Source organism: Ruegeria sp. TM1040 (genome assembly GCF_000014065.1).
Lineage (GTDB): Bacteria > Pseudomonadota > Alphaproteobacteria > Rhodobacterales > Rhodobacteraceae > Epibacterium.
This window is the reverse complement of the sequence record NC_008044.1, coordinates 1,650,311-1,663,980: the sequence shown is the minus strand read 5'-3', so window position 1 is coordinate 1,663,980 and position 13,670 is coordinate 1,650,311. Positions and strand designations below refer to the sequence as shown.

Genomic DNA, 13,670 nt, shown 5'->3' with positions numbered 1-13,670 from the left:
CGGTGCGTGCCCTGCGCTAGCGTTTTCGATCCTCCAATTCGGCATTGAACAGCCGCAACCGGTGGGTCAGGTTCTCGTGGTTGGTCACGCTGTCGAAATTCTCGAACAGAAAGGACAACGCTTCTCCCTCGTCCAGTCCGGCCTCTTGGGCAAAACGTTTGAGCCTGCGAAACCCATCCTCCGTCATCGCGACGGGAAAGCGGCGGGTCAGGCGAAAGCGTTTGGGCATATTCGGATCCTCTCAATTCCAAATGCGCCCCGGCGGCCAAGGGTGGATGCGCCCCAAACGGGACACATCCCATGTCGTGTCGCTCAGCGCGATCAGAACTGTGCGGCGTCGAGCGCCATCACCGTGTCGGCACCGGTCTCAATGCGGGCCAGGTGCAGTTTTGTCGCGGGCAACTGACGTGCCATATAGTAGCGGCCGGTGGCGAGTTTCGTCTCGTAGAACGCCGCGTCCGACGCCCCTTCGTCAAGCGCCTTTTGCGCGGCTTTGCCCATCATCGCCCACATGAGGCCAAGGCAGACATGACCGAACATGTGCATGAAATCGGTGGAGCCTGCGAGCGCATTGTTGGGGTTCTTCATGCCGTTTTGCATGAAATACATCCCGGCCGCCTGCAGATCCTTGGAGGCCGCTTTCAGAGGCTCAATGAAGTCCTTGGCATAAGCGTCAGAGATCTCGGCGTTTTCCTTGCAGAACCCTTTGACCATGTCAAAGAAGGCCATCACGTGCTTGCCGCCGTCCTGCGCCAGCTTGCGCCCCACCAGATCCAGCGCCTGCACGCCGTTTGCGCCCTCGTAGATCATTGCGATACGGGCGTCGCGGGTATATTGCGACATGCCCCATTCCTCGATGTAGCCATGGCCGCCGTAAACCTGCTGGGCCTGCACGGTCATGTCATAGCCCTTGTCGGTCAGGAACCCTTTGATAACCGGCGTGAGCAGAGAGATCAGCCCATCGGCGTCCTTGTCCCCAGAACGATGTGCCTTGTCGATCATGGTCGCGCCCCAGAGGATAAAGGCCCGCGCGCCCTCGGCAAAGCTCTTTTGATCCATGAGGTTACGACGAATGTCCGGGTGGACGATCAGCGGATCTGCCGGGCCATCGGGGTTCTTCGCGCCGGTCACGTCACGGCCCTGAAGGCGGTCCTTGGCGTATTCCACCGCGTTTTGATAGGCGGCCTCGGCCTGCGCCAGACCCTGCATGCCCACGCCCAGACGCGCTTCGTTCATCATGGTGAACATGGCGCGCATGCCCTTGTGCATGTCCCCGAGGAGCCAACCTTTGGCGCCATCATAGTTCATCACGCAGGTAGAGTTGCCGTGGATGCCCATTTTCTCTTCGATCTTGCCGACCGAAACGCCGTTGCGCTCGCCGGGGGTGCCGTCCTCATTCACGATGAACTTCGGCACGATAAAGAGCGACACGCCCTTGATACCATCGGGGCCGCCGGGGATCTTGGCCAGCACCAGATGGATCACGTTTTCGGACATGTCGTGATCGCCAGCAGAGATAAAGATTTTTTGCCCGGTGACGAGATAGGACCCATCGTCTTGCGGTTCGGCCTTGGTGCGCATGAGGCCCAGATCGGTGCCGCAATGGGGCTCCGTCAGGTTCATGGTGCCGGTCCACTCGCAAGAGACCATCTTGGGCAGATAGGTATCTTTCTGTGCGTCGGTGCCATGCGCCAGAATGGCCGAAGCCGCGCCATGGGTCAGGCCCTGATACATGGTAAACGCCTGGTTCGCGCCAGAGAAAAACTCGCCCACGGCGGTGCCGATCACATAGGGCATGTTCTGGCCGCCGTATTGTTCCGGCATGTCGAGACCGGGCCAGCCGCCTTCTTTGACTTGTTCAAACGCGGCCTTGAAACCGGTCGGGGTGTAGACAACGCCATTTTCCAGACGGCAGCCCTCGGTGTCGCCCACCACATTCAGCGGGTGCAGCACGTCACGGGCAATCTTGCCGGCTTCTTCCAGAACGGCGCCGGTGAAATCGGGCTCCAGCTCGTCATAGCCGGGGATTCCTGCGTCCTTGATGTTCAGAACATCGTGCAGGACGAATTGGGTGTCCTTGGTGGGTGCGGTATAGCTCGGCATCGCGGTCCTCAAAGGTTGGATGTGGTGCGTTTAGCGGTTCAATCAGTCGGGCAGGGCGGCGAGGTTACTCGGCCGCCTTGGCGCTTGTTTTCATGGAGGCGATGACTTTTTCGCCCCACTTCAGCTGATCCTTCAGGTCATCAATGGCCTCGGTCAGCTCGTCGCGCTGGCGCTCCATGTCGGCCAGGCGTTCCTGTGCGATCTCATAGGTGCGGCTCAGCTGCGTCAGCTGCTGATCGCCCATGTGATAGAGATCGAGAAGCTGGCGGATTTCCTCCAGGCTGAAGCCAAAGCGCTTGCCGCGCAGGATCAGCTTGAGGCGGGCGCGGTCGCGTTTGGTAAAGAGCCGCTTTTGTCCGTCCCGGATCGGGAACAACAATTCCTTGGCTTCGTAAAATCGCAACGTGCGCGGAGTTACCCCGAACTCGTCGCACATCTCGCGAATGGATTTGGTGTCTTCACTCATAGGGCGTCACTCAGATGTTGCTTTACGTTGGCGCTTCTGACGTCAACCTTGGCGGCTCATGGAGGAAGTTACAACATGAACTTGACGTTTACGTAACTCCGACGCCGCGTCACTTTGAGGGGTGACGTGGTGGCAGGGCGATTTGACGTGACGTTTTGAGGAAAAGCCAAAAATTCTAGAGGTTAAATCAGCGTCATGTATCCGCAATGCATGCGCAAACAGGCTGATTTAAGTTTGCCAATAGGCCCCTATGACAGGCATCTGTCGATGAGATACAGCCGCAGCGCGAGAGGGGGCAGTAACGTAAGCACCAGAAGCGCCCATTGCAGTTTGTTGCTCGATATCTTGCGACGACCGACCAAGACCGCGCACATTTGTGCGACAGTGAGGTCCTCCTTGAGCTTTACGAAAATACCCGAGATCAGACCCCCAGACCAGAAAAGCAGCTGCGGGTAGAAAGAGGTCTCGCCGATACAGTCGTGTATGTCCATTGTTGTGCCTTGCGCAGCTACTCTCGGTGGGTGCAACGGGCGAGTGACCTACTTCAATAAACCGAGCGTCACCTTGCGCAGATCAGTGAGTTCGTCCATCGCCTCGTTGATCTGCTGGCGCTGGAGTTCCAGCTCCTTGAGTTGCCGGTCGGCCATCTCGATAAAGGCGCGGTTTTGCGCTTCGTCGCCTTCCTTGTCGTAGATCAGCAACCATTGCCGGATCTCTTCGAGCTGAAAGCCGAACTTGCGCCCGCGCAGGATCAGCTTCATCCGCGCCACGTCGCGCGCGCCGTAGAACCGCGAGCGGCCCTGACGTTCGGGCTGCAACAGCTCGATATATTCATAGTACCGAAGGGTGCGCGGTGTCACATCGAACTCGGCGCACATCTCCTTGAATGACAGTTTTGTTTCGGTCATCCATGTCCTCCCTTGCTCGGGCAACCTAAGCAACTGAACCAACCGGTGCAACTGGGAGTTTCGCGAGCCTTGCGCTTTGCCCCCATGCGCGGAATAAATGAGGCATATTCGGTCAGGAGCAAGTGATGGCAGAAAAAACGCAGCTGGCGCGCCAGTTTATCGAGGCGATCCCGCATTCCAAGGCGCTTGGTATGGAGCTGACCGAAATCGGAGATGGGCGCGCGGTGATCGTGATGCCCTATGACAAGAAACTCGTTGGGGACCCCGAGACAGGTGTGATCCACGGAGGCGCTGTGTCGGCGCTGATGGACACCTGCTGCGGCGCGGCCGTGATGAGCCACCCGAGCCAGCCGTCGAGCACCGCGACCATTGATTTGCGCATTGACTACATGCGCGGTGCAACGCCGGGACAGACCATCACCACCACCGCCACCTGTCATCACGTGACGCGCAACGTGGCCTTCGTGCGCGCAGTTGCAACCGATGACGAAACAGAAGTGCCCGTTGCAACCGCCTCCGGGGCCTTCACGCTGGAGCCAAAACGATGAGCCGCCCCCGTCCCGAACCCGTGCAGGTGATCAAGCAACGCCGTGATGCTGCCTTGGCGGCGCTGGTGGAATCGGTGCCCTACATTGGCTTTCTCGGCATCACCTTTGAGCGCCGCGGCGATGAGCTGACGTCGACTATGCATTTTCATGAAAATATCATCGGCAACCCGATGCTGCCTGCGATCCACGGCGGTGCGACGGCGGCCTTTCTGGAGGTGACCTCCGTTATCACCCTGCAGTGGTTCCATCTGTGGCCCCAATTTGAAAGTGGAGAGCTGGACGTGGAGACAATGGCCGCAGGCCAGATGCCGCGTCTGCCCAAGACCATTGATTTTACCGTCGACTATCTGCGCTCGGGCCTGCCGCGCGACTCTTATGCGCGTGCAACGGTCAATCGCTCTGGACGGCGGTATGCCTCTGTGCATGTGGCCGCATGGCAGGACCATAAGGAAAAGCTCTTTGCACAAGCGACGGGTCATTTCCTGATGCCGCAGGAACGCCCCTCAGGCAACTGATTTCAAAAGGAATACCCTATGTCGGAGGCGTCAGGCCCCATCACCCATTCCCGGGTGCTCAAGATCGCGTTGCCGATTGTTTTGTCCAATGCCACCGTGCCGATCCTCGGCGCCGTCGACACCGGCGTGGTGGGACAACTTGGCGAAGCGGCCCCGATCGGAGCGGTGGGCGTTGGCACGGTCATTCTGTCGACGATCTACTGGGTCTTTGGCTTTTTGCGGATGGGCACCACCGGGCTGGCCTCGCAGGCGCGTGGCGCCGGCGATCTGGCTGAGACGGGCGCGCTGCTGATGCGGGGGCTGCTCTTGGCCTTTGGGGCGGGTGCGTTTTTCATTGTTGCTCAGGCGCTTGTGTTCTGGGGCGCATTTACGATTGCCCCTGCCAGCGCCGAGGTCGAGGAACTGGCGCGGCGCTATCTCGAGATCCGAATCTGGGGCGCGCCCGCAACCATCGGGCTTTATGCGGTGACAGGCTGGCTGATCGCCATCGAGCGCACCCGCGCCGTGTTCCTGCTGCAGATCTGGATGAATGGGCTCAATATCCTGCTGGATCTGTGGTTTGTGCTCGGGCTCGACTGGGGGGTCGAGGGCGTGGCCATTGCGACCCTGATCGCAGAGTGTTCGGGGCTGGTGCTTGGACTTTGGTATTGCCGCTCAGCCTTTGCGGGCGATCAATGGCATGACTGGGGCCGGATCTTTGACCGTGCGCGCCTCAAGCGGATGGTTCAGGTCAATGGCGACATCATGGTGCGTTCGGTGCTGCTCACACTGTCGTTCACCACATTCTTGTTTCTCAGCGCGGATATGGGCGATGTGCGGCTCGCCTCCAATCAGGTGTTGATTCAGTTTCTGCACATCACGGCCTTTGCGCTCGACGGGTTTGCCTTCAGCGCCGAGGCGCTGGTGGGTGGGGCGGTCGGGGCGCGGGATCGTGGTCGGCTGCGTCGCGCCGCATTGGTATCGAGCTATTGGGGCATCGGCTTTGCCGTGGCGCTCGGGGTGGGGTTCTGGCTGTGGGGGCCGTGGATTGTTGACCTGATGACAACCGCACCCGACGTGCGCGAGACCGCGCGCGCCTACCTGATCTGGCTGGCGTTTGCGCCACTTCTGAGTGTCGCAAGCTATATGTTTGACGGGATCTTTATCGGCGCGACCTGGACACGCGACATGAGGATTGCCGCTTTGCAGTCGGTGGCTGTTTACGGCGTTGCGCTTGCAATTTGCGTGCCGATGTTTGGAAACCATGGATTGTGGATGGCGCTGATGGTGCTCAATGTCACACGCGCGCTGACTCTGGCGCTGCGCTACCCAAGACTGGAGGCCGGCATCACCGCGCCCTGAAACCGCGCATCCGGCAGAAGAAAGCCAAGGGATCGCAGCCAAGTGAGCAACGCGGGTTCCGCTCTCATCTGGGCTGATACTTTAGAGGGGGTGCGCTCTGCTCTGCAAATCGCGGGGGGCAGGCCGCGCCTTTGGCGCGGCCTGCCGGGCCCAACGGGAAGGGGCTTTTCTCAAAAGCCAACCTGACGGGCGGGAGCGGTCCGGAGGCGGATCGCGACTACTGTACTCTCTGGCTCAGAGCCAGTCCGCACGCCCTGTGCCAACCGCTTCCGCGACATTTGAAAACCCGTCTCGCGCGAGCAATGCATCAAGACCCGAAGCGACCTCAGAGGCCAGCGACAGCCCGCCGTAGACCAGCGCCGTATAAAGCTGCACCGCCGAGGCTCCAGCGCGGATCTTGGCATAGGCGCCTTCAGCCGTGGAGATGCCCCCGACGCCGATGATCGGCACCGCCCCATCCAGACGTTGCGAAAGCTGCGCCAGCACCCGTGTCGAGCGCTCAAATAGGGGCGCGCCCGAGAGGCCGCCCATCTCGTCCCGGTGCGTGCTTTTCAGGCCGTCGCGCGAAAGCGTCGTGTTGGTGGCGATCACCGCATCAATGCCGCTGTCACGCGCGACCTCGGCAATGTCATCAAGCCCGGATATGTCGAGATCCGGCGCAATCTTGAGAAAGACCGGGATGGGGCGCTGCAGGGCCTCTCGGGCGTCAATGACCCCTGCCAGCAGTGAAGCAAGAGCATCCTTGCCCTGCAGATCGCGCAGTTTCTCTGTGTTGGGCGACGACACGTTCACGGTGGCAAAATCCAGATGCGCGCCGCAATGGCTGAGCACGCGGGCGAAATCCTGCGCGCGGTCCTCGCTGTCCTTGTTGGCCCCGAGGTTGAGGCCGATCACGCCCGACTTTGGACGCTGCGCGAGGCGCTTCCCGATCGTGTCCATGCCCTCATTGTTAAAGCCAAAGCGGTTGATGGCGGCGCGATCTTCGCTCAGACGAAAAAGGCGCGGCTTGGGGTTGCCCGGTTGCGGGCGCGGCGTGGCGGCCCCCACTTCGATAAATCCAAAGCCAGCCTCTGAAAGCGGAGCAAGCGCTTCGGCGTTCTTGTCAAACCCGGCTGCAAGCCCCACCGGGTTCGGCAGCGAAAGACCCGCCACATCCGTGCGCAGGCGCGGTGATGTCACCGGACCAGGGCGTGGCGTCAGCCCCGCTCTGAGCGCCTTGATCGACAGACCATGCGCGGTTTCGGGATCAAGGCGATGCATCAGCCCGAGGGCAAGTTTCTCGCTCAGCTTCATGGGCAGGGCCTCCTAGCGGATGCGGCGCAGGCGTGCGCGCCGCGGGGTGGGGTCTGAGGGTCTTCAGACCATCTCTTGAGGGAAGCGATGGGTGCCTTCGACCAGCGGCAGTGGCTTTGCCCAGAGCATCTCCGAAAGGGTCAGGCGGCGATAGAGATGGGGAAACAAAGCGCCCCCGCGCGAGGGCTCCCATTTGAGCGCATCGCCCATCTGGTCTGCTTCAAACGCCAGAAGCCAAAGCCCCTCGGCACCGGCGAAATGCTTGGCTGCGGTCTCGGTCGCCTGCGCGGCTGTCGAGAAATGGATGTAGCCATCCGCGAGATCCACGGGCGCGCCATCGGTTTCACCGGCGGCCTCAAAGGCGCGCCATTCATCGTCACGGAAAATCTTGTATATCAGCATGGCTCTCTCATGCCCTCAGTCCATGTCCCAGCGCAAGAGCACATCTGCGTGCAAAGGGCCAAAGTTTCCCCTGCGTCTTGATCCCACTGTCACGTAAGTTTGGTTTTGACTGTTCGGACAAAGATCATGAATATTGATCCCATAACAACCGCCAGTAGAGGCGGCATAACGAAGGTGAGGGTTTATCCTATGATTTCACGTTTTCTGACGTCGGCAGCGGCGCTGGGGCTTACGGCTGGCATGGCCGCGGCCGAGTACAAGCTGACGATCTTGCACACCAACGACATCCACAGCCGCATCGAGTCGATCAGCAAATATGATTCCACTTGCGGCGCCGATGACGAGGCCGAGGGCAAGTGTTTTGGCGGCATCGCCCGCGTCAAGACCATGGTCGACACCAAACGTGCCGAGCTCGACGGCCAGAACGTGCTTCTGCTGGACGCGGGCGACCCGTTCCAGGGCTCGCTGTTTTACACCACCTACAAGGGGGCAGCCGAAGCCGAGTTCATGGAAGACATCGGCTATGACGTAATGGCGGTGGGCAACCACGAATTTGACGACGGACCGGCCGGTCTGCAGCAATTTGTCGACACTGTGTCTTTCCCGGTGATTTCCGGCAACCTCGATCTGAGCTCCGAGCCGCTCCTGAAAGGCAAGGTGGGCAACCATGTCGTGCTTGAAGTGGGCGGCGAGAAAATCGGCATCATCTCCGCGCTGGCGACAGACACGGTCGAGACCTCCTCGCCGGGGCCGAATGTGGTGTTTCAGGATGAGATCGACAGCCTGATCGCCGACGTTGAGGCCCTGCAGGCAGAAGGCGTCAACAAGATCATCGCGCTGACCCATGTGGGTCTGGCCAAGGATATGGAAATCGCCGCCAAAGTGCCGGGGGTGGATCTCGTCGTGGGTGGTCATTCGCACACGCTTTTGTCCAACACCTCTGATCGTGCCGCGGGCGCATATCCGACCATGGTGGGCGATGTGCCAGTGGTGCAGGCCTATGCCTATACCAAGTACCTGGGCGAGCTCACTGTGACCTTTGATGACGAAGGCAATGTCATCTCCGCTGCGGGCGAGCCGATCCTGCTTGATGCCTCTGTGACGCCGGATGCCGACATGGTCGCGCGCATCAAGGAGATGGGTGCTCCCATCGATGAGATGAAAACCCGCGTGGTTGCCGAGACAACCGATGCGGTCGAAGGCTCGCGTGATGTCTGCCGCGCTGGCGAATGTGCCATGGGCAACCTCGTCGCGGATGCCATGCTGGCCCGCGTCAAGGATCAGGGTGTGAGCATTGCGATCCAGAACGGTGGCGGTCTGCGCGCATCGATCGATGCGGGCGAAGTCACCATGGGTGAAGTGCTGAGCGTCCTGCCGTTCCAGAACACGCTCTCCACCTTTGAGGTCTCCGGCCAGACGATGATTGAGGCCTTGGAAAACGGCGTTGGGCAGATCGAGGACGGCGCAGGCCGCTTCCCGCAGGTTGCAGGGCTGAAATATGCGTTTGACGCCTCCAAGGAGCCGGGCGCGCGCATTTCCGACGTGATGGTCATGGAAGGCGAGACCTGGGTTGCGATTGATCCGGCCAAAACCTACGGCGTTGTGTCCAACAACTACGTGCGCAATGGCGGCGACGGCTACAAGATGTTCGCAGGCGACGACAAGAACGCTTATGACTTTGGCCCCGACCTTGCGGATGTTGTTGCCGAATACCTCGCCGAGGTCGGCCCCTACAGCGCCTATACCGACGGCCGCATCACCAAGAAGTAACGGCCCCGTCCGCTCCTGAGCCTGTTGGTTTGCGCCGCGCAAAACAACAGGTCAGCGCATGCGGCATTAGGCGGCACTTTCCGAGACCCCGGCGGTTCGTTCCGCCGGGGTTTTGCGTTCTGCGGCGGCGGGTGCGGGTTCTTGTCTGGAGGTGAGTGGCCGGGTAGTCTGCACGCCATGGACCACCCGTTGATCGATCTTATCAATGCGCGCATCGAGGCCGCTGAGAAAGACGGTGCTTTCGACAATCTCGAAGGCGCCGGGCGACCGTTGCCGCCCTGTGATGATCCCGAAAACGCGGTGATGAACCGGATTCTCAAGGACAATGGCGCAGTGCCCGAGGTGGTCGCGCTCAGCCGCGAGCTGGCACGACTGCGCGAGGAGTTGCGCGAGACGGGCGACCGCAGCAGACGGCGCCAAATCATTGCGGATCTGTCGATGACCGAAGCGCGGCTGGAGCTGGCGCGCAAACGAGGCTAATCGGCACTGGTCGCCTGCACAGTCGGGCGCAGCTAGGCCTGTTCTGTCTCTCGTGAGACGCTGAACTGAGCGCGCGTTGCTTTTTCTAACAGGCGGATCAGTTCCTTGCGCTCGGCGGCAGTGAGCCCGTCCAATATGCGCGGCTGCAGAGCCTCTACCAAAGGGTGCACCTTTGACAAGAGCTGCGCTCCGTTCTGGGTGATGCGCAAACAACGTGCGCGCCGGTCTCTGGGGTCTACCTCGCGGATCAGAAGTGTTTTGGCTTCCAGCCGCTCCACCACTTTGCCAAGCGTTGCGCGATCATAGCCGACATGTGTGGCAAGCGTGGCCTGGTCCACACCCGGATGCGCCTCGAGCGCCGAAAGGGCCGCATACTGCACCGGGGTCAGGTCCAGCTGCGCCGCGCTCATCGTCGAGGTGAACCGTGCCACCGCAATCTGGTTGAGACGGCGGATCAATGTCGCGGGTTGGGTGTCTATCTCCAGTTCCAGGTCTGACATGGGCGTCGTCCGTTGCATGATTTCTGGGCGGAGTCTCCATGTTTCGTATTTTGTTGTCCGCCCTCTGCCCCTATGAGATGGGGCATGGCTCTCATGTTTCAAACTCTTTCCGATTTTCTCGCGCATGGGCATGACACGGTGATCGATGTGCGCAGCCCGGCGGAATACGCCGAGGATCACGTGCCCGGCGCGATCAATCTGCCAGTGCTAGACAACGCCGAACGCGCCGACGTGGGCACAATTTATGTGCAGCAGAGCCCGTTTCTGGCGCGCAAGATCGGGGCAGCGATGGTGTTTCGCAACGCCGCTGACCATATTGAACATCGGCTGAGCCACCACGAAGGCAGTTGGAAACCTCTGGTCTATTGCTGGCGCGGCGGTCAGCGCTCCGGTAGCTTTACCTGGATGCTGAGCCAGATTGGCTGGCGGGCCGAAGTGGTCAAGGGCGGTTATCAGAGCTATCGCCGGCTTGTGCATCAGGCGATGTATGAGGCGCCGCTTGCGCATCGTTTGATGCTGCTCGACGGGCTCACTGGAACCGCCAAGACCGAGATCTTGAAACAGGTCGCCGAGATGGGCGGCCAGGTGTTGGATCTCGAAGGCTTTGCGGGGCATCGTGGCTCGCTCTTGGGCGAGATGCCGGGCGGGCAGCCAAGTCAGAAACGCTTTGAAAGCTACATCGCCTGTGCTCTTGCCCAGATGGATCCGGCACGTCCGGTGCTCGTTGAGGCAGAAGCCAGCAAGATCGGCGCACGGATCCTGCCTCCGAGCCTCTGGGATGCCATGAAGGCGGCGCCACGGATTGATCTTGAGGTGCCCTTCGCGGCGCGTTGTGCCTATTTGCTGGAGGCTTACGACGACATCCTGTCGAACGCAGAGACCCTGCGCGAAAAGCTCGGACTTCTGCGCGAGCACCGCTCAGGCGCTGTAGTAGATGCCTGGTTCGAGCTCATCGCGGCGGGGGATAAACCTGCGCTGGTGGCGCGGCTGATGGCGGATCACTATGATCCGGCCTATCGCAAGGCGCGCAGCCGATATGAGGTGAGCGACCAGCGCAAGGTTGCCTTGACGGGACTTGACGAGGCCGCGCGCAAACAGGCAGCTCAGCGGATCTTGGAGCTGCTCGACGCATCCTGAGCCTTAGAGGGCCAAGAGCGCTCCTGCTAACGGATCACGATACCTTGGTCTGCATCACGTATTTCTCCAATCTTTGCAGCGTGATAGCCATGGTTTTTCAACTCACGAAGGGCGTCGGATGCGCGCGCTGGATCAACCGAGGCCAATAGCCCGCCCGAGGTCTGCGGGTCAAAGAGCAGCGCGCGCGCACCGGCTGTGCCGATCCCTGGCAGAAGAGCCGCGTTGTCCTCGAAGATGGTAGAGCGCACACCTGCCTCCGCAAGCGCCGCAGCGCCCGCCATCAGCGGGATGGCATCAAAGTCAACTTCGGCTCCGAGGTCGGAGGCCGCACAGAGGCCCTGCAAATGCCCCAAGAGGCCAAAGCCGGTGACATCCGTCATCGCATGGGCCACCGGGCGCAAAACAGTGGCGGCGTCGCGCTGGCTCTGGCACATCAGATCAAGCGCCTCTGCCACACAGGCGCCCGGCGCTGTGCCCGACATCTCTGCTGCCATCAGCGTGCCGGAGCCAATCGGTTTGGTGAGGATCAGGTGATCCCCCGCCTGCGCCCCCGCAAGCGTCAACGGGGGCGTCTCGCATAGGCCGGTCAGGGTAAAACCAATGGTGAGTTCTTCACCCAAAGAGGTATGACCGCCCACGATGGCCGCGCCGGCGGCTGTCATTTCCTGATGGGCGCTATGCATGATCTCGGCGAGCAGACGTTCCTGCAAGTCCGCTGATTGGCGGGGCAGGATCAGGGTTACGGTTGCGGCCTGTGGATGCGCTCCCATCGCCCAGATGTCATTGAGCGCGTGTTGCGCGGCGATCGCAGTCATCACCACCGGATCTTCGGTAAAGGCCCGCAAGTGATCGGTGCTGATGACCTGTGTCGCGCTGCCCGTCATGAGCTGTGCGGCGTCATCCCCCGGCAGGGGCGTCACATCAGCGCGTTGCGCACCGGAAAAAGCACCAAGCCCCGCGTGTAGCGCGTGCCGCCCGACTTTCGAGCCACAGCCCCCACACATGGGTTTGCTCCCAAGCACCGCCTCCATGCCTTTGGCGCGGCTGCGGGGCAGGGCGGGGGCGGGCATCTGTGGCAGGGCGGAAAACTTGCCCATAAATTTGCGGTCGATGTGATCCTTCCACCGCCACAGGAGGCCACCGGCAAAGCTGCGCCCGTCACGATCCGCGAGCGCCGATTTATCGCCCATGGAAATGAGCTTCAGATAGTCCTTTTGCGGCTGATAAGACTTCAGCGATCCGCCCCCAAGCACCGCCTTGAGATTGTGATAGAGCACGGGAGCCTGACGCACGGCATAGACGCCCGCCTTGGGTCGGGGCGCATAGGCCATATGAGCGCAATCGCCACAGGCAAATACATCCGGGTCCGACGTCTGGAGCGTTTCAGAGATGACCAGCGCCCCCTCATGCTGCTGAAGGCCCGAGGTCTCAAGCCAGCCGTAGGCGCGCGCGCCTGCTGCACCAACCGTGAAATCGCTGTCGATCACCCGGCCGCCTTCAAGATGAATGCGACCCGCGCTCAGGTGGTCGATCCGGGTCTGTTGTAGGATGCGTACCCCGTTGGCGTCCAGCGCCTTGCGCAGGCGGGTCTGGCTCTGCGAGGTCAGCACAGAAAGGACAGATCCGCTATCGATCAGGGTCGCCTGAGCCAGTCGCTGCTGCTGGCGCAGCGCATGGGCCATTGCGAGGATCAGCTCTACGCCAGCGACACCGCCACCGATGCAGGCGATGCGGGCCGGATCGGAGCCATTGCGAAAGGCATCCCAGCGGGTTGCAAACCTGCCCAGGGGCTTGGCTGGAATGGCAAAATCGTCAAAACCCACCAGTTCTGGCATTGCCGATGTTATGCCGATGTCGATGGAGGCCACGTCATAGGCGATCGCGGGTCGTCCCGGCACGGTGATGCGCTTTGAGATCGGGTCGATTTCTTCAGCGGCTCCCAAGATCAGCCGCGCGCCTGCAAAACGCGCGAGCTTTACCAGGTCGATGTCGAGGGCATCCCGCGTGTAGTGACCGGCGACAAACCCCGGCAGCATCCCTGAATAGGGCGCGGTTGGTCCGGGATTGATCAGCGTTAGTCGCACGCCGGGAAGCGGCTTCATGCCCCACATCCGGAGCAAAAGCGCATGGGTGTGTCCGCCTCCCACAAGAACCAGATCGCGGGTCAGGGGAAGGCGGGGAGCGTGCATCATGGGCCTCCGGGGGGC

General features: G+C 61.2%; 14 protein-coding genes. 6 read left to right on the top strand and 8 right to left on the bottom strand.

The annotated features are described in order from the left end of the window. Positions 1 to 16: 16 nt before the first annotated feature. The 4 genes from TM1040_RS12170 to TM1040_RS12150 all read right to left on the bottom strand — a co-directional run bounded on the left by TM1040_RS12170 (position 17) and on the right by TM1040_RS12150 (position 3,477). Positions 17 to 229 carry a hypothetical protein gene (locus TM1040_RS12170; RefSeq protein ID WP_005629582.1) on the bottom strand — a complete coding sequence of 71 codons (213 nt, stop codon included), beginning with the start codon at positions 227 to 229 and terminating at the stop codon, positions 17 to 19. A gap of 92 nt (positions 230 to 321) precedes the next feature. After that, positions 322 to 2,103: an acyl-CoA dehydrogenase C-terminal domain-containing protein gene (locus tag TM1040_RS12165; RefSeq protein WP_011538891.1), complete on the bottom strand. Its 1,782-nt coding sequence runs from the start codon at positions 2,101 to 2,103 to the stop codon at positions 322 to 324. 64 nt (positions 2,104 to 2,167) lie between these two features. Further along, a complete protein-coding gene (locus TM1040_RS12160; protein ID WP_011538890.1) occupies positions 2,168 to 2,569 on the bottom strand; it encodes a MerR family transcriptional regulator in 402 nt (133 codons plus the stop codon). 539 nt (positions 2,570 to 3,108) lie between these two features. Next, positions 3,109 to 3,477, bottom strand: coding sequence for a MerR family transcriptional regulator (locus tag TM1040_RS12150; RefSeq protein WP_011538888.1), 369 nt, complete (start codon positions 3,475 to 3,477; stop codon positions 3,109 to 3,111). A gap of 125 nt (positions 3,478 to 3,602) precedes the next feature. Here TM1040_RS12150 and TM1040_RS12145 point away from each other — a divergent pair, with 125 nt between their 5' ends. The 3 genes from TM1040_RS12145 to TM1040_RS12135 are packed head-to-tail and all read left to right on the top strand — an operon-like array spanning position 3,603 to position 5,881. After that, positions 3,603 to 4,025, top strand: coding sequence for a PaaI family thioesterase (locus tag TM1040_RS12145; RefSeq protein ID WP_011538887.1), 423 nt, complete (start codon positions 3,603 to 3,605; stop codon positions 4,023 to 4,025). Beyond that, positions 4,022 to 4,540 (top strand): PaaI family thioesterase, encoded by a 519-nt coding sequence (locus TM1040_RS12140; RefSeq protein WP_011538886.1) that lies wholly within the window; start codon positions 4,022 to 4,024, stop codon positions 4,538 to 4,540. The genes TM1040_RS12145 and TM1040_RS12140 overlap by 4 nt, the downstream gene beginning before the upstream one ends. Before the next feature lie 18 nt (positions 4,541 to 4,558). Beyond that, complete coding sequence (locus TM1040_RS12135; protein ID WP_011538885.1) at positions 4,559 to 5,881, top strand: MATE family efflux transporter; 1,323 nt, start codon at positions 4,559 to 4,561, stop codon at positions 5,879 to 5,881. 234 nt (positions 5,882 to 6,115) lie between these two features. On the opposite strand, the gene TM1040_RS12130 is transcribed toward TM1040_RS12135, so the two are convergent. Continuing rightward, on the bottom strand, positions 6,116 to 7,174 hold the full coding sequence (locus TM1040_RS12130; protein WP_011538884.1) for a quinone-dependent dihydroorotate dehydrogenase: 1,059 nt from the start codon (positions 7,172 to 7,174) through the stop codon (positions 6,116 to 6,118). A gap of 63 nt (positions 7,175 to 7,237) precedes the next feature. Further along, positions 7,238 to 7,576 carry a DUF952 domain-containing protein gene (locus TM1040_RS12125; RefSeq protein ID WP_011538883.1) on the bottom strand — a complete coding sequence of 113 codons (339 nt, stop codon included), beginning with the start codon at positions 7,574 to 7,576 and terminating at the stop codon, positions 7,238 to 7,240. 189 nt (positions 7,577 to 7,765) lie between these two features. Between TM1040_RS12125 and TM1040_RS12120 the strand changes: the two genes are divergently transcribed. Together TM1040_RS12120 and TM1040_RS12115 are read left to right on the top strand one after the other, a co-directional pair. Beyond that, positions 7,766 to 9,346, top strand: coding sequence for a bifunctional metallophosphatase/5'-nucleotidase (locus tag TM1040_RS12120; protein WP_011538882.1), 1,581 nt, complete (start codon positions 7,766 to 7,768; stop codon positions 9,344 to 9,346). Between the two features lie 177 nt (positions 9,347 to 9,523). Further along, a complete protein-coding gene (locus TM1040_RS12115) occupies positions 9,524 to 9,826 on the top strand; it encodes a DUF1992 domain-containing protein (RefSeq protein ID WP_011538881.1) in 303 nt (100 codons plus the stop codon). 32 nt (positions 9,827 to 9,858) lie between these two features. Here TM1040_RS12115 and TM1040_RS12110 read toward each other — a convergent pair whose 3' ends face one another. Continuing rightward, positions 9,859 to 10,326, bottom strand: coding sequence for a MarR family winged helix-turn-helix transcriptional regulator (locus TM1040_RS12110; RefSeq protein WP_044026762.1), 468 nt, complete (start codon positions 10,324 to 10,326; stop codon positions 9,859 to 9,861). 84 nt (positions 10,327 to 10,410) lie between these two features. Here TM1040_RS12110 and mnmH point away from each other — a divergent pair, with 84 nt between their 5' ends. Continuing rightward, positions 10,411 to 11,463: a tRNA 2-selenouridine(34) synthase MnmH gene (gene mnmH / locus TM1040_RS12105; RefSeq protein ID WP_044026761.1), complete on the top strand. Its 1,053-nt coding sequence runs from the start codon at positions 10,411 to 10,413 to the stop codon at positions 11,461 to 11,463. A 26-nt stretch (positions 11,464 to 11,489) separates the two neighbouring features. On the opposite strand, the gene selD is transcribed toward mnmH, so the two are convergent. Continuing rightward, positions 11,490 to 13,652, bottom strand: coding sequence for a selenide, water dikinase SelD (gene selD, locus TM1040_RS12100; protein WP_011538878.1), 2,163 nt, complete (start codon positions 13,650 to 13,652; stop codon positions 11,490 to 11,492). Positions 13,653 to 13,670: the final 18 nt, after the last annotated feature.

What these genes read in the sequence shown, in the direction of transcription:
- TM1040_RS12170 (WP_005629582.1), bottom strand. Translation starts at nt 229, where the DNA reads ATGCCCAAACGCTTTCGCCTGACCCGCCGCTTTCCCGTCGCGATGACG.
- TM1040_RS12165 (WP_011538891.1), bottom strand. Translation starts at nt 2,103, where the DNA reads ATGCCGAGCTATACCGCACCCACCAAGGACACCCAATTCGTCCTGCAC.
- TM1040_RS12160 (WP_011538890.1), bottom strand. Translation starts at nt 2,569, where the DNA reads ATGAGTGAAGACACCAAATCCATTCGCGAGATGTGCGACGAGTTCGGG.
- TM1040_RS12150 (WP_011538888.1), bottom strand. Translation starts at nt 3,477, where the DNA reads ATGACCGAAACAAAACTGTCATTCAAGGAGATGTGCGCCGAGTTCGAT.
- TM1040_RS12145 (WP_011538887.1), top strand. Translation starts at nt 3,603, where the DNA reads ATGGCAGAAAAAACGCAGCTGGCGCGCCAGTTTATCGAGGCGATCCCG.
- TM1040_RS12140 (WP_011538886.1), top strand. Translation starts at nt 4,022, where the DNA reads ATGAGCCGCCCCCGTCCCGAACCCGTGCAGGTGATCAAGCAACGCCGT.
- TM1040_RS12135 (WP_011538885.1), top strand. Translation starts at nt 4,559, where the DNA reads ATGTCGGAGGCGTCAGGCCCCATCACCCATTCCCGGGTGCTCAAGATC.
- TM1040_RS12130 (WP_011538884.1), bottom strand. Translation starts at nt 7,174, where the DNA reads ATGAAGCTGAGCGAGAAACTTGCCCTCGGGCTGATGCATCGCCTTGAT.
- TM1040_RS12125 (WP_011538883.1), bottom strand. Translation starts at nt 7,576, where the DNA reads ATGCTGATATACAAGATTTTCCGTGACGATGAATGGCGCGCCTTTGAG.
- TM1040_RS12120 (WP_011538882.1), top strand. Translation starts at nt 7,766, where the DNA reads ATGATTTCACGTTTTCTGACGTCGGCAGCGGCGCTGGGGCTTACGGCT.
- TM1040_RS12115 (WP_011538881.1), top strand. Translation starts at nt 9,524, where the DNA reads ATGGACCACCCGTTGATCGATCTTATCAATGCGCGCATCGAGGCCGCT.
- TM1040_RS12110 (WP_044026762.1), bottom strand. Translation starts at nt 10,326, where the DNA reads ATGTCAGACCTGGAACTGGAGATAGACACCCAACCCGCGACATTGATC.
- mnmH (WP_044026761.1), top strand. Translation starts at nt 10,411, where the DNA reads ATGGCTCTCATGTTTCAAACTCTTTCCGATTTTCTCGCGCATGGGCAT.
- selD (WP_011538878.1), bottom strand. Translation starts at nt 13,652, where the DNA reads ATGCACGCTCCCCGCCTTCCCCTGACCCGCGATCTGGTTCTTGTGGGA.